Below are 15,146 nucleotides of genomic sequence, written 5' to 3' on the forward strand. Positions count from 1 at the left end.
ATGCCGGACCGCAGCTTCCTCGACTGGCCCTTCTTCGAGCCCCGCCACCGCGACCTCGCGGCCGCCGCCGAGGACTGGGCCGCCCGCACCGTGCCCGGCTTGGCGGACCATCACGACGTCGACGGCTCCTGCCGCCGGCTGGTCGCGGCGCTCGGCGAGGCGGGCTTCCTCGCCTATGCCGCCCCCGAGGACGGGTGCTTCGACCTGCGGGCGCTCTGCCTCCTGCGCGAGACCTTCGCGCGCCACGACGGGCTCGCCGATTTCGCCTTCGCCATGCAGGGGCTCGGCACCGGGGCGCTCACCCTGTTCGGCACGCCGGAGCAGCGCGCGGCCGTGCTGCCGGGGGTGCGGGCGGGACGCAGCCTCGCGGCCTTCGCGCTGACCGAGCCGGAGGCGGGCTCGGACGTGGCGCAGATCGCGCTTGCGGCCGTGCCGGACGGCGAGGACGGCGTGCGCCTCGACGGGGAGAAGACCTGGATCTCCAACGGCGGCATCGCCGATCACTACGTCGTCTTTGCCCGCAGCGGCGAGGCACCGGGGGCGCGCGGCCTCTCGGCCTTTCTGGTGCCGGCGACGGCGCCGGGGCTCACGGTTGCCGAGCGCCTGGAAACCATCGCGCCCCACCCGCTCGCGCGGCTGCGCTTCGCGGCCTGCCGCATCCCCGCCCGGAACCGCATCGGCGCGGCCGGCGCCGGCTTCAAGGTCGCGATGGCGACCCTCGACGTGTTCCGCGCCACGGTGGGGGCGGCGGCGCTCGGTTTCGCCCGGCGCGCCCTCGACGCGGCGCTGGCGCGGGCGCAGGGCCGGCAGCTCTTCGGGGCGCCGCTCGCCGCCCTGCCGCTCGCCCAGACCAGCCTCGCCGAGATGGCGACCGCCATCGACACCGCGGCGCTCCACGTCTACCGCGCCGCCTGGACCCGGGACGCGGGCGCCCCCCGCATCACCCGCGAGGCGGCGATGGCCAAGATGGTCGCCACCGAAGCGGCCCAGGAGGTGATCGACCGTGCGGTGCAGCTCCACGGCGGCGAGGGCGTGCGGTCCGGCTCGGTGCCCGAGACCCTCTACCGCGAGATCCGGGCGCTGCGGATCTACGAGGGCGCCACCGAGGTGCAGAAGCTCGTCATCGCGCGCCAGCTGCTGGGCTGAATGCGCCCGAGCCCAGAGCCGCATGACCAAGCCCCGCCACCTGACGGAAGCCGCCTCGGCATCCTCGCCTATCGCGCATCCGATCAAGCCGGAGCTCGAAGGCAAGGATCCCGGCCGGAACACCGACCCGACCGGGACGCGCCTGTTCGTGGCCTTCGTCGACACGGTGAAGGCCCAGGGCGCCGGCTTCGTGGACTATCTCTGGCCGAAGCCGGGGCGGCGGGCAAGGCGCGGCGGGCCGAGGCGCTCGACCAGCTGATGCAGCGCTTCGAGGCCCGGACCGGCCGCCTCACCGGCGGCCTCGCCGCTGCGGCGGGCGATCTGGACAGCCACGGCCCGGACCCTGACCGCCACCGCCGCGCAGACCACCGCGCAGTCGGTCCGGGTGGTCGGCGCCGCCAGCGAGACCGCCGCCACCGCGTTCAGGGTGGCGGTGGCGGCCGAGGAGCTGGCGCGCTATTCCGGCGAACGCGGCCGGGAGGTGAGCGCGCTGCTCTCGGGAGTGACGGCCGCGTGACCCGCCGGGCCGTTCCGGATCTCGCCTCCGCCGCCGATTGAAGGACGTCCCGGCCGCGCGATCTATGCCGTCTCCGGGCAGCCGGAAGACCGGGAGGATTGCATGAAACGCCTGTGGACGCTGGTGTCCGCGCTCGCCATCGGCCTGCCGGCGCCCTGCGCCTTCGCTCGGACCAAGGCCGGACCGGTCCTCGTCCACGAGGGCCTATGCGAGGCCTCCGGGGCCGTCCCGTACCCGCCCGGGAGCTTCGGCGACCGCTTCCTCGTGGTGAACGACGAGGACAACGTGCTGCGCCTCTATCGGTCCGAGGAGAGCGGGCCGGCCCTCGCGCTCGACGGGGCCGATCTCGGTCCGGCCTTCGGGCTCGGGACCGGCCGGGACGCGCCGAAGGCGGATCTCGAGGCGGCCACCTGGCTCGGCGACGACCTCGTGGTGATCCGCTCCCACAGCCGCACCGACCGGGGCGAGGCCCGCGAGCCGCGGCGGCAGGTCATGGCCGTCTCGGTGGCCGGGGCCTCCGGGGCCCTGGCGCTCACGCCGAAGGGCCGCGCCTTCCAGCGACTCGCCGAGGCCTTCTCCGATCTCGATCCGCTCTTCGCGGAGCGCATCGCCCTCGACGTGCCGAAGCAGGCGGATCTCAGCCCCAAGCAACGCGGCTTCAACATCGAGGGGCTGGCGCCCGGCCCGGACGCGCGCTCGCTGCTGATCGGCCTGCGCAACCCGCTCGACGCGGAGAGGCACGCGATCGTGGTGCCGCTCGAGAATCCGGCCGAGGTGCTGGCGGGCGGAGCGGCGCCCCGGCTCGGCAAACCCACCGGCCTCGACCTTGAGGGCCGCGGCATCCGCGACATCGCCTTCGCGCCGCAGGCCCGGACCTACCTCATCGTCGCGGGCGGCACGGGCCGGGACGAGGCCTTCGACCTCTACCGCTGGTCGGGCGAGCCCGGCGCGGCGCCGGTTCGCGTGCCGGGCGCCGCGGAGATCCTGGCGGCCATCCCACATTTCCAGCCGGAGGGGCTGCTCCTCGCCCCGGATGCGAGCCGCGCGCGCCTGCTCAGCGACGACGGCGGCGGCTGCACGGACGACAAGCCGCAGCGCTTCCGCAGCATCCTCATCGAGCTGCGCTGACGCGCCCCGGCCCCCTCCCCGGATCTCCTTCCACTTTGTTCCGGTGGTCCCGGAAAGGGGCCGGCGCGATCATCTCAGGAAATGAGGCGGAGTCGTTCGGTGCAATCGAGCCGAGCCCCTCAGGCGGGGCCGGCGACCTCCAGGACGAGGAGCGCCGCGAGACTGACGAGCGCGAGCGGGATCTGCACCGGCCGCAGCCGCGCGAAGTGGCGCGGGGCCTCGCCGCTCCTCGCCGCGAGCGGATCGAGCAGGGCGACGAGCCCGTAGCCTGCGAGGAGAAGCCCGGTCGCGAGGGCCGGCCGGCCGGCGGTCAGCCCGAGGAGCGCCGAAAAGCCGAGGCCGAACAGGACCGTCATCGTGGCGATCTGCACGACGGTCGGCCCGCCCGGGGTGCGGAAGCTGAGGCCGCGCCGCACCCCGGCCAGAAAGGTGAGGATGGCGGCGGCCCAGAGGAGCGTCAGGGTGAGGACGAGCGTGCGCGCCGCGCCGCCGAGCGCCCAGGCGGCCACCGCGCCCGCGACCAGGGGCAGCATCGGCCCGAACCCGAGGACGAGGCTGAGCCACGGCACGCGCGGCGAAGCGTCCTCGGCCGTTGGCGAGGGCCTCACGATGCCGGGCTCCCCGGCGGATCGCGGCCGTCGAGGTCCGGATTGCGGCGGCGCAGATCCTCCGACAGCGCATCTCCGAAGGCGGACCACAGGGTCAGCGGCACCCCGCTCGCCGCCGCGATCCCGTCGACGCGGGCGGAGCGGGCGACGAACCCGGCCCCCGCCGCGACCACCAGCGCCCCTTCGGCGACGCTGCCCGTCAGGCTGCGCTCGCCGAACAGCACCTTCGTGTAGCCGGTGACGAGGGCGACGGTCAGCGCCCAGAGCACGATCGCCTCGTCGCGAGCGGGCGAGCGCGGCTGGCGCATCAGCCGGTAGGCACCCGCCGACATCAGCGGCAGCAGGACCGGCCAAGCCCCGGCGAAGACCGCGTCCGGCGGCTTCCAGGCCGGCGTGTCGAGCCGGCGATACCAGCGGGCGATGTCGGGATGGCTCCGGTCGGGCCGGTAGCGGCGGCTGATCAGGCCGCTGAGGGCGAGCGCCCCGCCCACGGCGAGGAGGGCCGCGCCCGGGGAGAGCGCGCCGTTGGATGATCGACGATGGGGCATCGGGTTGGCTCCGGGATCGGCCGGGCGCGCCGGCCCGCCTGCCCCAACGCCCGCCGCCGCGCGGGTGTTCACCCGCTGGCCGCGCCTCAGCTCAGGGCCTGGCTCGCCAGCCCGGAGGTGACCGGCGTCACCCCCGGCTCGGCGGGACGGGGAGGCCCGGGCCGGCCGCGCGACAGCGTGGTCACCGTGTCGTGGACCGGCACCGGAGCGCATCAGGACATCCGCGAACGGGCCGCTCTTGCGCCGCGTGTCGAGGCGCAGGAAGCGTCCGGCCCGAGCGGCCACGTGCGGGCGGGCCACCGCGATCGCGTCGGCGTCGCTCGCGGCGACGAGGGGACCGATCACGCGGCCGCGGCCGAAGGGCCGGCAGAGCGCGAAGGCGGCGATCCGCCCGTCGCGCAGGAGCACCCCCTCGGACGGCGCGCCCTTCGCCGCATGCCCCGTGGACGAGGCGGTGACGACGGCCGGCCGGGCAGTCGCCACCAGCGGCTGGGGACCGGTCCGCCCGCGCGAGCGCACCCGGGCCCTGCACCGCCGGGCCGACCTCATCGGGGCATCATAGGAAGGCGGTCTCGGCGGTTCACGGCAATCGCCGCCGGGCGAAAGCAGATTCTTCCGCATCGGCGCGCCCGGCCGGCCCGGCATAAGATGCGGCGGCCTCGCCGACGGACGGCGGATGATGTCGCCGGCCCGCCCTCGTCGCGACCATCTTCTTCGAGCCGTCGTCTACACATTCCCTCGAGAGCGTCGCGCCGGGGACACAAGGATGCGGACGGCAGAGATCGACCTGAGGACCTTCGCGTCCGAGCATCTCGACGAGGCGGTCGCCTGGACGGAGGCGCCGCCGATCGCGGCGCTCGCCGCCCTCGACCGCAGCGCCTGCGGCATGGACCGCACGGCCCTGATCGCCCGCCTCGCCGCCGAGGGGCGGATCGCGCTCCAGCACCGCGACGGCGTGCTGCGGGGCTTCGCGGCCCTGCGCCCCTTCGGCCGCGGCGAGGTGATCGGCCCCGTCGTCGCGGAGAACCCGGTGGAGGCGCGGGCGCTCCTGTCCTTCGTCATGGCCACGCGCCCCGGCGCCTTCCTGCGCGTCGACACGCCGGAGGAGACGGGCCTCGGCCCCTGGCTCGCCCCGGTCGGCCGCGGCGTCGCCATGCAGCGCGGCGGCGAGCCGCCGCGGCGGCAGGTCGCCGGCCCCCGCACCTTCGCCCTCGCGGCCCAAGCGCTCGGCTAATTCGCCCTCGGCCGATTCCGGAGACTCCTCATGCTCAGCAACTCCCTGATCGAACTCGACCGCGCCCATCTCGTCCACCCGGTCGCCTCCTATCGCGGCCACGAGCGGGTGGGCGTGCGTGTCCTGCGCTCCGCCAAGGGCGCCACCGTCACCGATGCCGGGGGCCACGAGCTGCTCGACGGCTTCGCCGGCCTCTGGTGCGTCAATGCGGGCTACGGGCACGAGAGCATCGTCGAGGCCGCCGCGCGGCAGATGCGCGAACTGCCCTACGCCACCGCCTATTTCGGGCTCGGCTCCGAACCCGCGATCCGGCTCGCCGCAGCCCTGGCGGAGCGCGCGCCGGGCGACCTCAACCACGTCTACTTCACCCTCGGCGGCTCGGACGCGGTGGACACCACGGTCCGGCTCATCCGCAACTACCAGACCGTGCGCGGCAAGCCGGAGAAGGACCAGTTCATCTCCCTGGAGCAGGGCTATCACGGCTCCTCGACGGTGGGCGCCGGCCTGACCGCGCTGCCCGCCTTCCACGCCAATTTCGGCCTGCCCTTCGACTGGCAGCACAAGATCCCCTCGCACTATGCCTACCGCAACCCCGCGGGCAGCGACCCGGCGGCGATCATCGCCGCCTCGCGCGCGGCACTGCTCGCCAAGGTGGAGGCGCTCGGCGGGCCAGAGCGCGTGGCGGCCTTCTACGCCGAGCCGATCCAGGGCTCGGGCGGCGTCCTCGTGCCGCCGCGGGGCTGGACCAAGGCGATGCGCGACCTCTGCGCGGATCTCGACATCCTGTTCGTCGCCGACGAGGTGATCACCGGCTTCGGCCGCACCGGGCCGCTCTTCGCCTGCAGCGAGGAGGAGATCGTCCCCGACCTGATGACCACCGCCAAGGGCCTCACCTCCGGCTACGTGCCGATGGGCGCGGTCTTCCTGTCGGACCGGATCTACGACACCATCGCGGACGGCGCCGGCGAGGCCGCGGTGGGCCACGGCTACACCTACTCGGCCCATCCGGTGAGCGCCGCGGTCGGCCTCGAAGTGCTGCGGCTCTACGAATCCGGCCTCTTGGAGAACGGCCGGCGGGCGGGCGCCCGGCTGATGGCGGGCCTGCGGGGCCTCGCCGACCATCCGCTGGTCGGCGAGGTGCGCGGGCGCGGCCTCCTCGCGGCGGTGGAACTCGTCACCGACAAGGCGCGCAAGACGCCCCTGCCGGCCGCCGCCGATCCGGCCCGGCGCATCTTCGACCGCGCCTGGACCAACGGGCTCGTGATCCGCGCCTTCGGCAACGGCATCCTCGGCTATGCGCCGCCCCTCTGCTGCACCGAGGCGGAGATCGACGCCATGGTCGAGCGGACCCGCCAGACCCTCGACCAGACCCTGGAGGACCCGGACGTCCGGGCGGCCATGGCCTGAGGCCTGGAGCCGGCAGCCGCTGCCGCCCCGGCGGCGCTGCCGCTCCGGCGGCGCTGCCGCCCGGATGGGCAGATTTCGCGCTGCCCATTACCTCCGCCGACGTCGTCTATTCCACCGGCAGGGCCGAGGGTCCAATCGGATCGGCTTGACGGTCCGAAGGGCGGCCGAGGGTTCGCGATCGGACCCCGGCCCTTCGCTCCGGAGCCGACGCTCCACCTCCGACCCATGTTGGGCATCTCGACGATCGCCCGGACTTCTCAAAAGCCGTCATATGGCGGTCGCCGTTCAAAGTCGGCCCGGGGTGGGAAGCGGCCTCCCGCGCGCTGATCGCGTGGCGTCAGATCGTCAACTCGCGCTCCAGCAGGGTCGTCGCCCGGTCCAGAACGCGCGGCCAGAGCCCGTCTGCGAGTGTGCAGAACTCGGCGAGGCACAGGAGCGCACGGATCTCGGCGAGCTTGACGTAGCCCGGCAGGGCCCGCCGCTCGGCCCCAGACAAGACGCGCCCCGTCTCGTAACCTGCCAGCAGCGCCACAATCAGCGCCCCGGCGCGCGACTGCTCCCGGGATACGAGGTGCCAAGCTGCGGTTCCGAGGTCGAGCAGGTAGGGGCCGTAGCCGCAATCATCGAAGTCGAGGAAGCCGACCGTGTTGCCTTGGACGACGGCGTTGGCCGACCACGCGTCCCCGTGGCAGTTTCCCGACGGCAGGTCGTGCGGTGCCGGATCGCCGAATAGCTCCGCGCGGCAATGGTCGATCGCGCGCCGAACGGCCTCGCTGCCGGGAACGCTCATCAGCGCCGCGGCGGCGCGCACGCATAGCGCCTCCGGGTTGAGAGGCCGCACGCCGCCGCCGTCGATCCCAGCAAGGGCACCATGCAGTTTCGCCAGGGCCGCCCCGAACAGCGTCACGTCGTCAGGGTGGTCGGTGACCGGTCGACCATCGAGGGCCTGGAACACGCAGGCAGCGCGGTCCAAACCGCCGAACGCGACGCGCGCGCAATCCGCACCGTCGACGGTGCGGACCGGTCGCGCCACGTCGATGCCCGGCATCGGCCGGACTTCGCGCAGCAGGCGCAACTCGAACGCGATCTCGGCGGGGGATCGACCGAGAGGCCGATAGAGACGCAAGTAGTAGACATCGTCGCCTGCGGCGAGACGGTAGGTCCGGTTGACGCCGGGGACGACCAACTCGCAGCCGGAGAACGCGCGCCCGTAGCACCGGGAGAGGTCGTGCAGGTCGATGTCGCTCATCAGCGCGGCTTACCACGCGCGGCTTGGTCCGGGCAGCATCGCCTGCTTCCGCCAAGGGTCGATAACGCTTCCCCGCATGGTCAAGCTGTGGGGTTCGGACCCTATACCGGGAACAGGCTGGTCAGCGGCATGTGGCTGCGGGCGATCGGCGTCTTCAGCACGACGAAGCTGAAATACTTGTCGATGCCGATATCCATGTCGATCAGGCGCTCCATCATGGTCTGATACTCGGCGATGCCGCTCGTCACGAACTTGACGAGGTAGTCGTAGCCGCCCGAGATGAGGTGGCATTCCACGGCCGCCTCCTCCTTCTCCATCGTCGCCAGGAAGCGGGCGAAGTCGATCTGGCGATGGTTCTTCAGCGTGATCTCGGTGAAGACCGTGAAGGTCTGGCCGAGCTTGGCGATGTTGATCAGCGCGGAATAGCCCGAGATGTAACCGGCCGCCTGCAGCTTCTTCACGCGCATCAGGCAGGGGCTCGGCGACAGATTGGCCAGCTCGGCAAGCTCCACGTTGGTGATGCGGCCGTTCTTCTGCAACTCGTAGAGGATCTTGATGTCGATTCTGTCGAGCTTCATGGCCGCTCCGCTGGGACGGGGCTGCGATCTCCCCTAGGGTAACGGCAGCACATTATGCTGCGCCGGCGCCGGGGCCAAGCCCGAAAGCCCCGCGCCGGACCCGGTGCGCGGCGGGGGGCGCCGGCCCGATGCGCTCGCAAGGTCCGAGCCAACGGAAGGAAATACCGCCACGCCCCGGTTTGCGGCGCGTGCCGCGCCGGCCGGCGGGTCGAATGCGCCCGTTCAGCCGGAGACCGAGATGCCCGCGCCGCTGCTTCCCATCGAGACCACGCCCTCCCTGCCCGACGTGGTCGTCATCGGCGGCGGGGTGGTCGGCACCTTCACCGCGGAGTACCTCGCCCGGCGCTGGCGCGCTGCGGCCCGGCGGCCTCGGCGGCTGGCAGGCCGGGCACGAGACGGCGGCGTGCTGGCGGCTCGACCAGCCGACGCCGATGGAGCGCCACCGCATCCTCGATCCGCGCCCGGATCCTCGCTTGGTGGCGGGGACGCACCGGCGCGCGCGCCTGCTGCCGGCCCTGCGCGGCACGACGATCACCGCCTCCTGGGCGAGTTCCATCGACTCGACCCCGGACGGCGTTCCGGCCATCGGCGAGGTGACGGGGCATCGGGGCTTCGTGCTGGCGGCGGGCTTCAGCGGCCACGGCTGCGGCATCGGCCCGGGTGCCGGCCACCTCATCCCCGACCTCCGCACCGGGGGCACCCCGATCGTGGATCCCCGCCCCTGTCATCCCGACCGCTTCCGGGAATCGGCAAGGTGGCGGATTTCTGAGGCGCGGGCCCTGCGGGGCCGCCCTTCCGGGATCGCGGAATCCGCCGCGCAGTGCGGGGACGAGGCGCCGACGCCGCGCCCCGTGGCGGTCGCCCCTCGCCTCAGCGAGCGTTGCATCTCCGTCCCCGCTGCAACCATCGGCTCCGCGCCTCTTCTGGATTTTAATCCATTTTTAACGAAATCGATCCCGCTGGCTCTTATCGATCGCGTTCATCCTTGATATTTTTCCATATATCCATCATGATATCCATCATGTTGCGCGCCTGCCGCAGGGTATTGTAGGAATTTCCAGCGCCGCATTCATGTTAGATTTTACATATTGCTTTCAAAGCGAATCGTGGCAATTTGCCTGCGTGCTTCGAGCGACGACAGGAGCCACCTCCGGGACGATCGATCCGCCTTCCTTTTCCCCACGATGCCGCGTTCACTGCCGGAACGATGGTCTCACGACGGCCCGAATGCCGACAGCGTGCTTGATCGTCATTGCCAATGACTGAGCCAATCCATCCGCCCACGACGTCATCCTGACATGCAGACGTTCGAGGATTGTTGAGCCTCCGCGCGCCGCGGCGGACGCATCCGGACAGACACGCGATCCCTGGAGCCCGTCTGCAAGGCTGCTTCCCAGCCCCTTGGAGGCAGTGACGGGTGGGATGAACCGAGTCGATTGAAGCTGCGAACACACTTGGACTCACCGCCCCGGCGATGAGGCCGCGAACCTGCGCGCGCAGGCATGTATTCGTGCGCTCAATCATACAAGCAACCAATACATCCAGACCTCAATACCTCGGCATCGAGAGACAATTCTTCCAGAACCTTCGGAGATCGGTATGGCAATCGTCACGGGCGGTGCGGGCAACGATACGCTGACCGGCACCAGCGGGGCAGACCAAGTGCGCGGCCTTGCCGGCGACGACACCCTGAACGGCGGGGCCGGCGACGACACGCTCATCGGCGGGGCCGGGCGGGACCGGCTCGTCGGCGGAGCCGGCCGGGACACGGCCAGCTACGCCACGGCCACTGCCGCCGTCACGCTCGACCTGAAGACCGGTCACCACACCGGCGACGCCGCCGGTGACACTTTCGAGGGCATCGAAGCCATCCTCGGCAGCAGCTTCAACGACCGTTTCGTGAGCGGCGCCGAGGCCGTGACCCTCAATGGCGGCAGCGGCGTCGATACTGTCGACTACTCCACCTCCGGCGCGGCCGTGAGCGTCAACCTCACGATCGGCACGGGCGCGGGCGGCGATGCGCAGGGCGACGGCTACGCCGGCATCGAGCGGGTGATCGGGTCGGCCTTCGGCGACCTGCTCGGCTCGGCGAGCCTCGGCCACGGCCTCGTCGGCGGGGCGGGCAACGACGTCTACGTGGTCGGCCACCAGAGCATCACGATCACCGAGGCGGCCGGCGAGGGCGACGACGAGATCCGCACGGCCCTGGCCGCCTATTCCATGGCGAGGTTCGCCCATGTCGAGCGGCTGACCTTCACCGGCGCCGGCGCCGCGACCCTCACGGGCAATGCCGGCGACAACACCATCACGGGCGGAGCGGGCAACGACACCTTGATCGGCGGCGCGGGCGCCGACCGGCTCCTGGGCGGGGCCGGCATCGACACCGCGAGCTACGCGACCGCCACTGCGGCGGTGCGGATTGATCTCAGGACCGGCATCCACACGGGGGACGCGGCCGGCGACAGCTTCGAGAGCATCGAGGCCTTCACCGGCTCGAACTTCAACGACACCTTCGTCGGCACGGCGGGCACCGACCTGTTCAATGGCGGCGCAGGAATCGACACCATCGACTATTCGCGCTCGGCCGGTGCGGTCACCGTCGATCTGACCGCCGGCACGGGCAGCGGCGGCGATGCCGAGCGCGATGTCCTGAGCAGCGTCGAGCGGGTGGTCGGATCGGCCTTCGGCGACCTGCTCGGCTCCGGCACCGCCGGCCACATCCTGGCGGGCGGGCGGGGCAACGACGTCTACTTGGCCAAGACCGCGAGCCTCGTCGTCGCGGAGGCGGCGGACGAGGGCGACGACGAGATCCGCACCCTCGCTCCCAATTTCTCGATGGCGCCCTTCGCCCATGTCGAGCGGCTCACGCTGATCGGCAAGGCGGACGCGATCCTGACCGGCAATGCCGGCGACAACATCATCACCGGCGGCGCCGGGAACGACCAGCTCAACGGCGGGGCCGGGGCCGACCGGCTCATCGGCAAGGCGGGCAACGACACGCTGATCGGCGGCGCGGGCGCCGACCGGCTCGAGGGCGGGGCCGGCACCGACACCGCGAGCTACGCCACCGCCGCAGCCGCGGTGCGGATCGATCTCACGACCGGCATCCACACGGGCGACGCGGCCGGCGACAGCTTCGAGAGCATCGAGGCCTTCACCGGCTCGGCCTTCAACGACACCTTCGTCGGCACGGCGGGCATCGACCTGTTCAACGGCGGCGCGGGCCTCGACACCATCGACTACTCGCTCTCCGCGGGCGCGGTGACCATCAACCTCGCGACCGCTGCGGTCAGCGGCGGCGACGCGGAGGGCGATGTCCTGAGCAGCGTCGAGCGGGTGATCGGCTCACGGTTCGGCGACACGCTCACCGCGCTGACCGGCGGGCATGTCCTGGCGGGTGGCGCGGGCAACGACATCTACGTGGTCGGCCACCAGGGCGTGACCATCACCGAGGCGGCGGATCAGGGCGACGACGAGATCCGCACGCGGCTCAGCACCTATTCCATGGCCGGGGCCGCCCATGTGGAACGCCTCACCTTCATCGGCACCGCAGCCGCGACACTCACGGGCAATGCCGGCGACAATGTCATCGCCGGCAACGACGGCAACGACACCCTGAGCGGCGGCGGCGGGGCGGACCGGCTCGTCGGGGGCAAGGGGAACGACAGCCTGATCGGGGGCGAGGGCGACGACGAACTCGTCGGCGGCGCCGGAAACGACACCTTGACCGGCGGGGCCGGCGCCGACCGCTTCCTCGGCGGGGACGGCATCGACACGGTCAGCTACGCCGACCGCGACGGCGGAATGACGATCCATCTCGCGGGCAGCGCCGGGGCCGGACAGGGCGAGGGCGACACCTTCGAGAGCATCGAGGCCATCCTCGGGACGCGCTACGGCGACAGGTTCATGGCCGGACCGAGCGCCGACAGCATCGATGGCGGGGCCGGAACCGACATGGTCAGCTATGCCGGCTCCGCGGGTGCGATCATCCTCGACCGGCGGGCGAAGTTCTCCACGGGCGACGCGGGCGGCGACAGGCTCGCGAACATCGAGATCATCGAAGGGACGCGCTTCGACGACGTCCTCATCGGCGACGATCGTGACGACATCTTCATCGGCGGCGGCGGCGCCGACCGGCTCGACGGCGGGAGCGGCATGGACGCCCTGTGGTATCTCACCAGTGCGGCCGGCGTCGCGGTCGATCTCGCGACCGGCGCGGCGAGCGGCGGCGATGCGGCGGGCGACACCGTCACCGGCATCGAGCACCTGATCGGATCGAACTTCGCCGACACGCTGACCGCATCCGTCGCGGGCAGCTGGCTCGAAGGCGGGGGCGGCAACGACACCATCTTCGGCGGCGACGCCGCCGACACGATCTCCGGCGGGATCGCGGCCACGACGGATCCCGGCGCCCTGGGTCCCGGCCCGGGCGGGCCGCAGGCGGACGTGATCCACGGCGGCGGCGGCGACGACGTGATCGAGGGCGCGAGCGACGACACCGGCACGCTGATCGACGGCGATGCCGGAAACGACAGGATCACCGTCGCCTCGGCCACCGCGCGCGGCGGCGCGGGGGACGACATCCTGACCGGGCGCTCCACGGGATACCAGCTCTACGGGGATGCCGGGAGCGACGAGCTTCATCTCGCCTCCGACGGCACGGCCGATGGCGGCGCGGGGGGCGACGTCTATCACGTGCGGTCCATCGTCGGGGGCCGCATCGCCGATACGGGCACGGACGGCCTCGACTACGTCATCATGGACAATGCCCGCACCAGCGCGGCCATCCTGACGGAACGGGTCGGGGACGATCTTCGCGTGACCGCGCAGGCCGATGCCAAGAACGGCCACGGCGAGAGCAGCTGGGTGACGCTGGTCGGCTGGTACACGGAGGCGCGCGCGATCGAAGGCATCTTCGCGGCGGATGGCAGCGCCGTCGCGACGCCGCTCTGAGGGTGGTTCGACCGCTTCCGGCAGCCGGATCGTCAGCCCGCGCGGCCGGGCCAAACCGGGCCCAGCCCGGTGGTCGAGATCGTTTCATCCCCAAAGGGAAGGTTCAGGTAGACTTAACCACGACGCCTCATAACTCTCGGCATTGATAGTTTCCTGGATATGGTGGCGCTGCTCGGGACGATGATGCGAGGACTGGGCCCCCACATGCTGGGGATCCTGCTCTACTCGCAGATCGTGCCGCTCGGCGCCGAACTCGCCGTCAAGGCGCGCGTCGCCCCCTCCGACATCACCCATGTGCGGGCGGGACAGCGCGCCCGCGCCAAGATCTCGGCGCTGAACGCGCGGCTCTTCGACGACGTGCCCGGCCTCGTCTCGCGCGTGGCTGCCGACGCGACCGCCGGTGAGAGAACCGGGCAGCACCATTTCGAGGTCGAGGTCCAGCTGAAGCCCGAGCAGGCCTCCGCGCGCGCCCTGCTCACCGCCGGCATGGTCGGGCAGGTCTATATCGAGGGCGAGAGCCGCACCTTCGCCTCGTACGTCCTCAGGCCGCTCATCGACAGCCTCGGTCGCTTCCGGGAACCCTGATCGTGGCGCGCGCTCCTGAGGCTGACCTGCGCCTGCCTGTGGCCGGACCCGCGACCGCCGGCGAACCCCCCGCCAGTGGGCTGCGTGCATCGATCGTCGAAGGGACCCGGCCCGCCCCGGAGCTCTCGGCTTCGGTGCCGGAGCAGGCGCGGGCGATCCGGTCGGTGCCGCCGCCCGCGCTGCCGCGCCTCTCCCTGCGGGGCAGCGCCCATCTGATGGATGCGGTCTCGATCGCCGTCGGCGAGAGTCCCCTCATCCGCGCCTGAGCCGCCTTCGCGCCGGTCATCGCGGGCACGGCCTGGATCGGGCGCGACCCGATCTCCGCGCCCTCCTTCGCCAGGCCCGGCAAGACCGCCGGCCTGTCCTTCGGCCTGCCCCTGCTCGATGGCGGGCCGCGCCTGTTCAACCGGAGCAGCGCGGAGAACGCGGCGCTCGCCGCCGATCTCCGCGCGCCACCGAAACCGTCGCGCTGGAGACCATCACCGCCGCGCTCGACCTCGATGTCGCAGTGCGCCAGTCGAAGGTGCTGGAGGACAATTTCCGCGATCTGATCCGCCTTCAGAAGGCCGTGCGCGACCGCGTCGCGGCGGGCCATGCGCGCCAGGGCGACGTCGCCGGCCTGGAGGCCGAGCTGAACGACGTCGCGCGCACCCTCGTCACGGCGCAGGCCGTGGCCGAGAAGTCCCAGACCGTGATCGCCGCCCAGATGCGGCAGGGCGCGCCGGGCCGCTTCGTGCTCCCCAACTGCGAAGCCGTCCCGCGCCAGGGCCTCGCCGCACTGCCCGCGCTGATCCGGTCGCGCAAAGCCGGGCTGCCGGCGAGCTGGCACCGCTACAACGCCGCCGATGCCCGCAAGGCCGCGATCGGCCGGTATCGGCCGCGCCTCGACCTCAAGGCCGATTGCAGGGCAGCGGAGAACTACCGCAGCTACGGCGCGCCCGACGGCTGGACCCTGGGCCTCAACGTCCCGCTGGTGGAGCTGAGCACCCTGGCAGACATCAGGGGGGCGGGCGACCTCACCGACGCGGCCATGTACCGGGCGATCGAGGAGGATCGCCGGGCGGTGACGCAGCTGAAGGTCGACCGGGTCGAACTCCGGTCGGCGGGTGAACGGGGCCGGCTCGCGCGCAGCAAGATCACGGCCCTGAGAACGGCCTACGCCCCCAAGGTCGACCAGTACGGGATCGGCCTGC

General features: G+C 72.2%; 12 protein-coding genes and 2 pseudogenes. 10 read left to right on the top strand and 4 right to left on the bottom strand.

Going from position 1 to position 15,146, the window contains the following annotated elements; genetic code table 11:
- The 4 genes and pseudogenes from ACE101_RS00595 (at position 1) to ACE101_RS00610 (ending at position 2,791) form a co-directional block, all read left to right on the top strand.
- The gene (locus tag ACE101_RS00595) at positions 1-1,146 is read left to right on the top strand and encodes an acyl-CoA dehydrogenase family protein (protein WP_379125594.1); all 1,146 of its coding nucleotides are present in this window, start codon (positions 1-3) and stop codon (positions 1,144-1,146) included.
- 58 nt (positions 1,147-1,204) lie between these two features.
- A pseudogene (locus ACE101_RS00600) lies at positions 1,205-1,372 on the top strand (cache domain-containing protein); the annotation flags it as partial.
- 159 nt (positions 1,373-1,531) lie between these two features.
- The gene (locus tag ACE101_RS00605) at positions 1,532-1,663 is read left to right on the top strand and encodes a hypothetical protein (protein WP_379125597.1); all 132 of its coding nucleotides are present in this window, start codon (positions 1,532-1,534) and stop codon (positions 1,661-1,663) included.
- Positions 1,664-1,765: 102 nt separating this feature from the next.
- Positions 1,766-2,791, top strand: a complete 1,026-nt coding sequence (locus tag ACE101_RS00610; RefSeq protein ID WP_379125598.1) for a DUF3616 domain-containing protein — start codon at positions 1,766-1,768, stop codon at positions 2,789-2,791.
- A 119-nt stretch (positions 2,792-2,910) separates the two neighbouring features.
- Here ACE101_RS00610 and ACE101_RS00615 read toward each other — a convergent pair whose 3' ends face one another.
- Entirely contained in the window at positions 2,911-3,399 is a 489-nt protein-coding gene (locus ACE101_RS00615) for a DUF3429 domain-containing protein (protein WP_379125599.1), read from the bottom strand.
- The gene (locus tag ACE101_RS00620; RefSeq protein ID WP_379125600.1) at positions 3,396-4,496 is read right to left on the bottom strand and encodes a tryptophan-rich sensory protein; all 1,101 of its coding nucleotides are present in this window, start codon (positions 4,494-4,496) and stop codon (positions 3,396-3,398) included. Before ACE101_RS00620 ends, ACE101_RS00615 begins: the two co-directional genes overlap by 4 nt.
- Positions 4,497-4,713: 217 nt before the next feature.
- On the opposite strand from ACE101_RS00620, the gene ACE101_RS00625 reads away from it, so the two are divergent.
- Positions 4,714-5,181: a GNAT family N-acetyltransferase gene (locus ACE101_RS00625; RefSeq protein ID WP_379125601.1), complete on the top strand. Its 468-nt coding sequence runs from the start codon at positions 4,714-4,716 to the stop codon at positions 5,179-5,181.
- A gap of 30 nt (positions 5,182-5,211) precedes the next feature.
- Positions 5,212-6,588 (top strand): aspartate aminotransferase family protein, encoded by a 1,377-nt coding sequence (locus ACE101_RS00630; RefSeq protein ID WP_379125602.1) that lies wholly within the window; start codon positions 5,212-5,214, stop codon positions 6,586-6,588.
- 337 nt (positions 6,589-6,925) lie between these two features.
- Here ACE101_RS00630 and ACE101_RS00635 read toward each other — a convergent pair whose 3' ends face one another.
- Together ACE101_RS00635 and ACE101_RS00640 are read right to left on the bottom strand one after the other, a co-directional pair.
- Positions 6,926-7,837, bottom strand: a complete 912-nt coding sequence (locus ACE101_RS00635) for a phosphotransferase enzyme family protein (protein WP_379125603.1) — start codon at positions 7,835-7,837, stop codon at positions 6,926-6,928.
- Positions 7,838-7,938: 101 nt separating this feature from the next.
- A complete protein-coding gene (locus ACE101_RS00640; protein WP_379125604.1) occupies positions 7,939-8,415 on the bottom strand; it encodes an Lrp/AsnC family transcriptional regulator in 477 nt (158 codons plus the stop codon).
- Positions 8,416-8,752: 337 nt separating this feature from the next.
- On the opposite strand from ACE101_RS00640, the pseudogene ACE101_RS00645 reads away from it, so the two are divergent.
- From ACE101_RS00645 to ACE101_RS00660, 4 genes and pseudogenes are all read left to right on the top strand, one after another.
- Positions 8,753-9,185 (top strand): annotated as a pseudogene (locus tag ACE101_RS00645) (NAD(P)/FAD-dependent oxidoreductase); the annotation flags it as partial.
- An 829-nt stretch (positions 9,186-10,014) separates the two neighbouring features.
- Positions 10,015-13,368 carry a calcium-binding protein gene (locus tag ACE101_RS00650; RefSeq protein ID WP_379125605.1) on the top strand — a complete coding sequence of 1,118 codons (3,354 nt, stop codon included), beginning with the start codon at positions 10,015-10,017 and terminating at the stop codon, positions 13,366-13,368.
- Between the two features lie 204 nt (positions 13,369-13,572).
- Positions 13,573-13,953, top strand: a complete 381-nt coding sequence (locus ACE101_RS00655; RefSeq protein ID WP_379125606.1) for a beta-barrel domain-containing protein — start codon at positions 13,573-13,575, stop codon at positions 13,951-13,953.
- Positions 13,954-14,087: 134 nt separating this feature from the next.
- The gene (locus tag ACE101_RS00660) at positions 14,088-14,219 is read left to right on the top strand and encodes a hypothetical protein (protein ID WP_379125607.1); all 132 of its coding nucleotides are present in this window, start codon (positions 14,088-14,090) and stop codon (positions 14,217-14,219) included.
- The last annotated feature ends 927 nt before the right edge of the window (positions 14,220-15,146 follow it).

The sequence above is a fragment of the Methylobacterium carpenticola genome (genome assembly GCF_042748905.1).
Classification (GTDB): domain Bacteria; phylum Pseudomonadota; class Alphaproteobacteria; order Rhizobiales; family Beijerinckiaceae; genus Methylobacterium; species Methylobacterium carpenticola.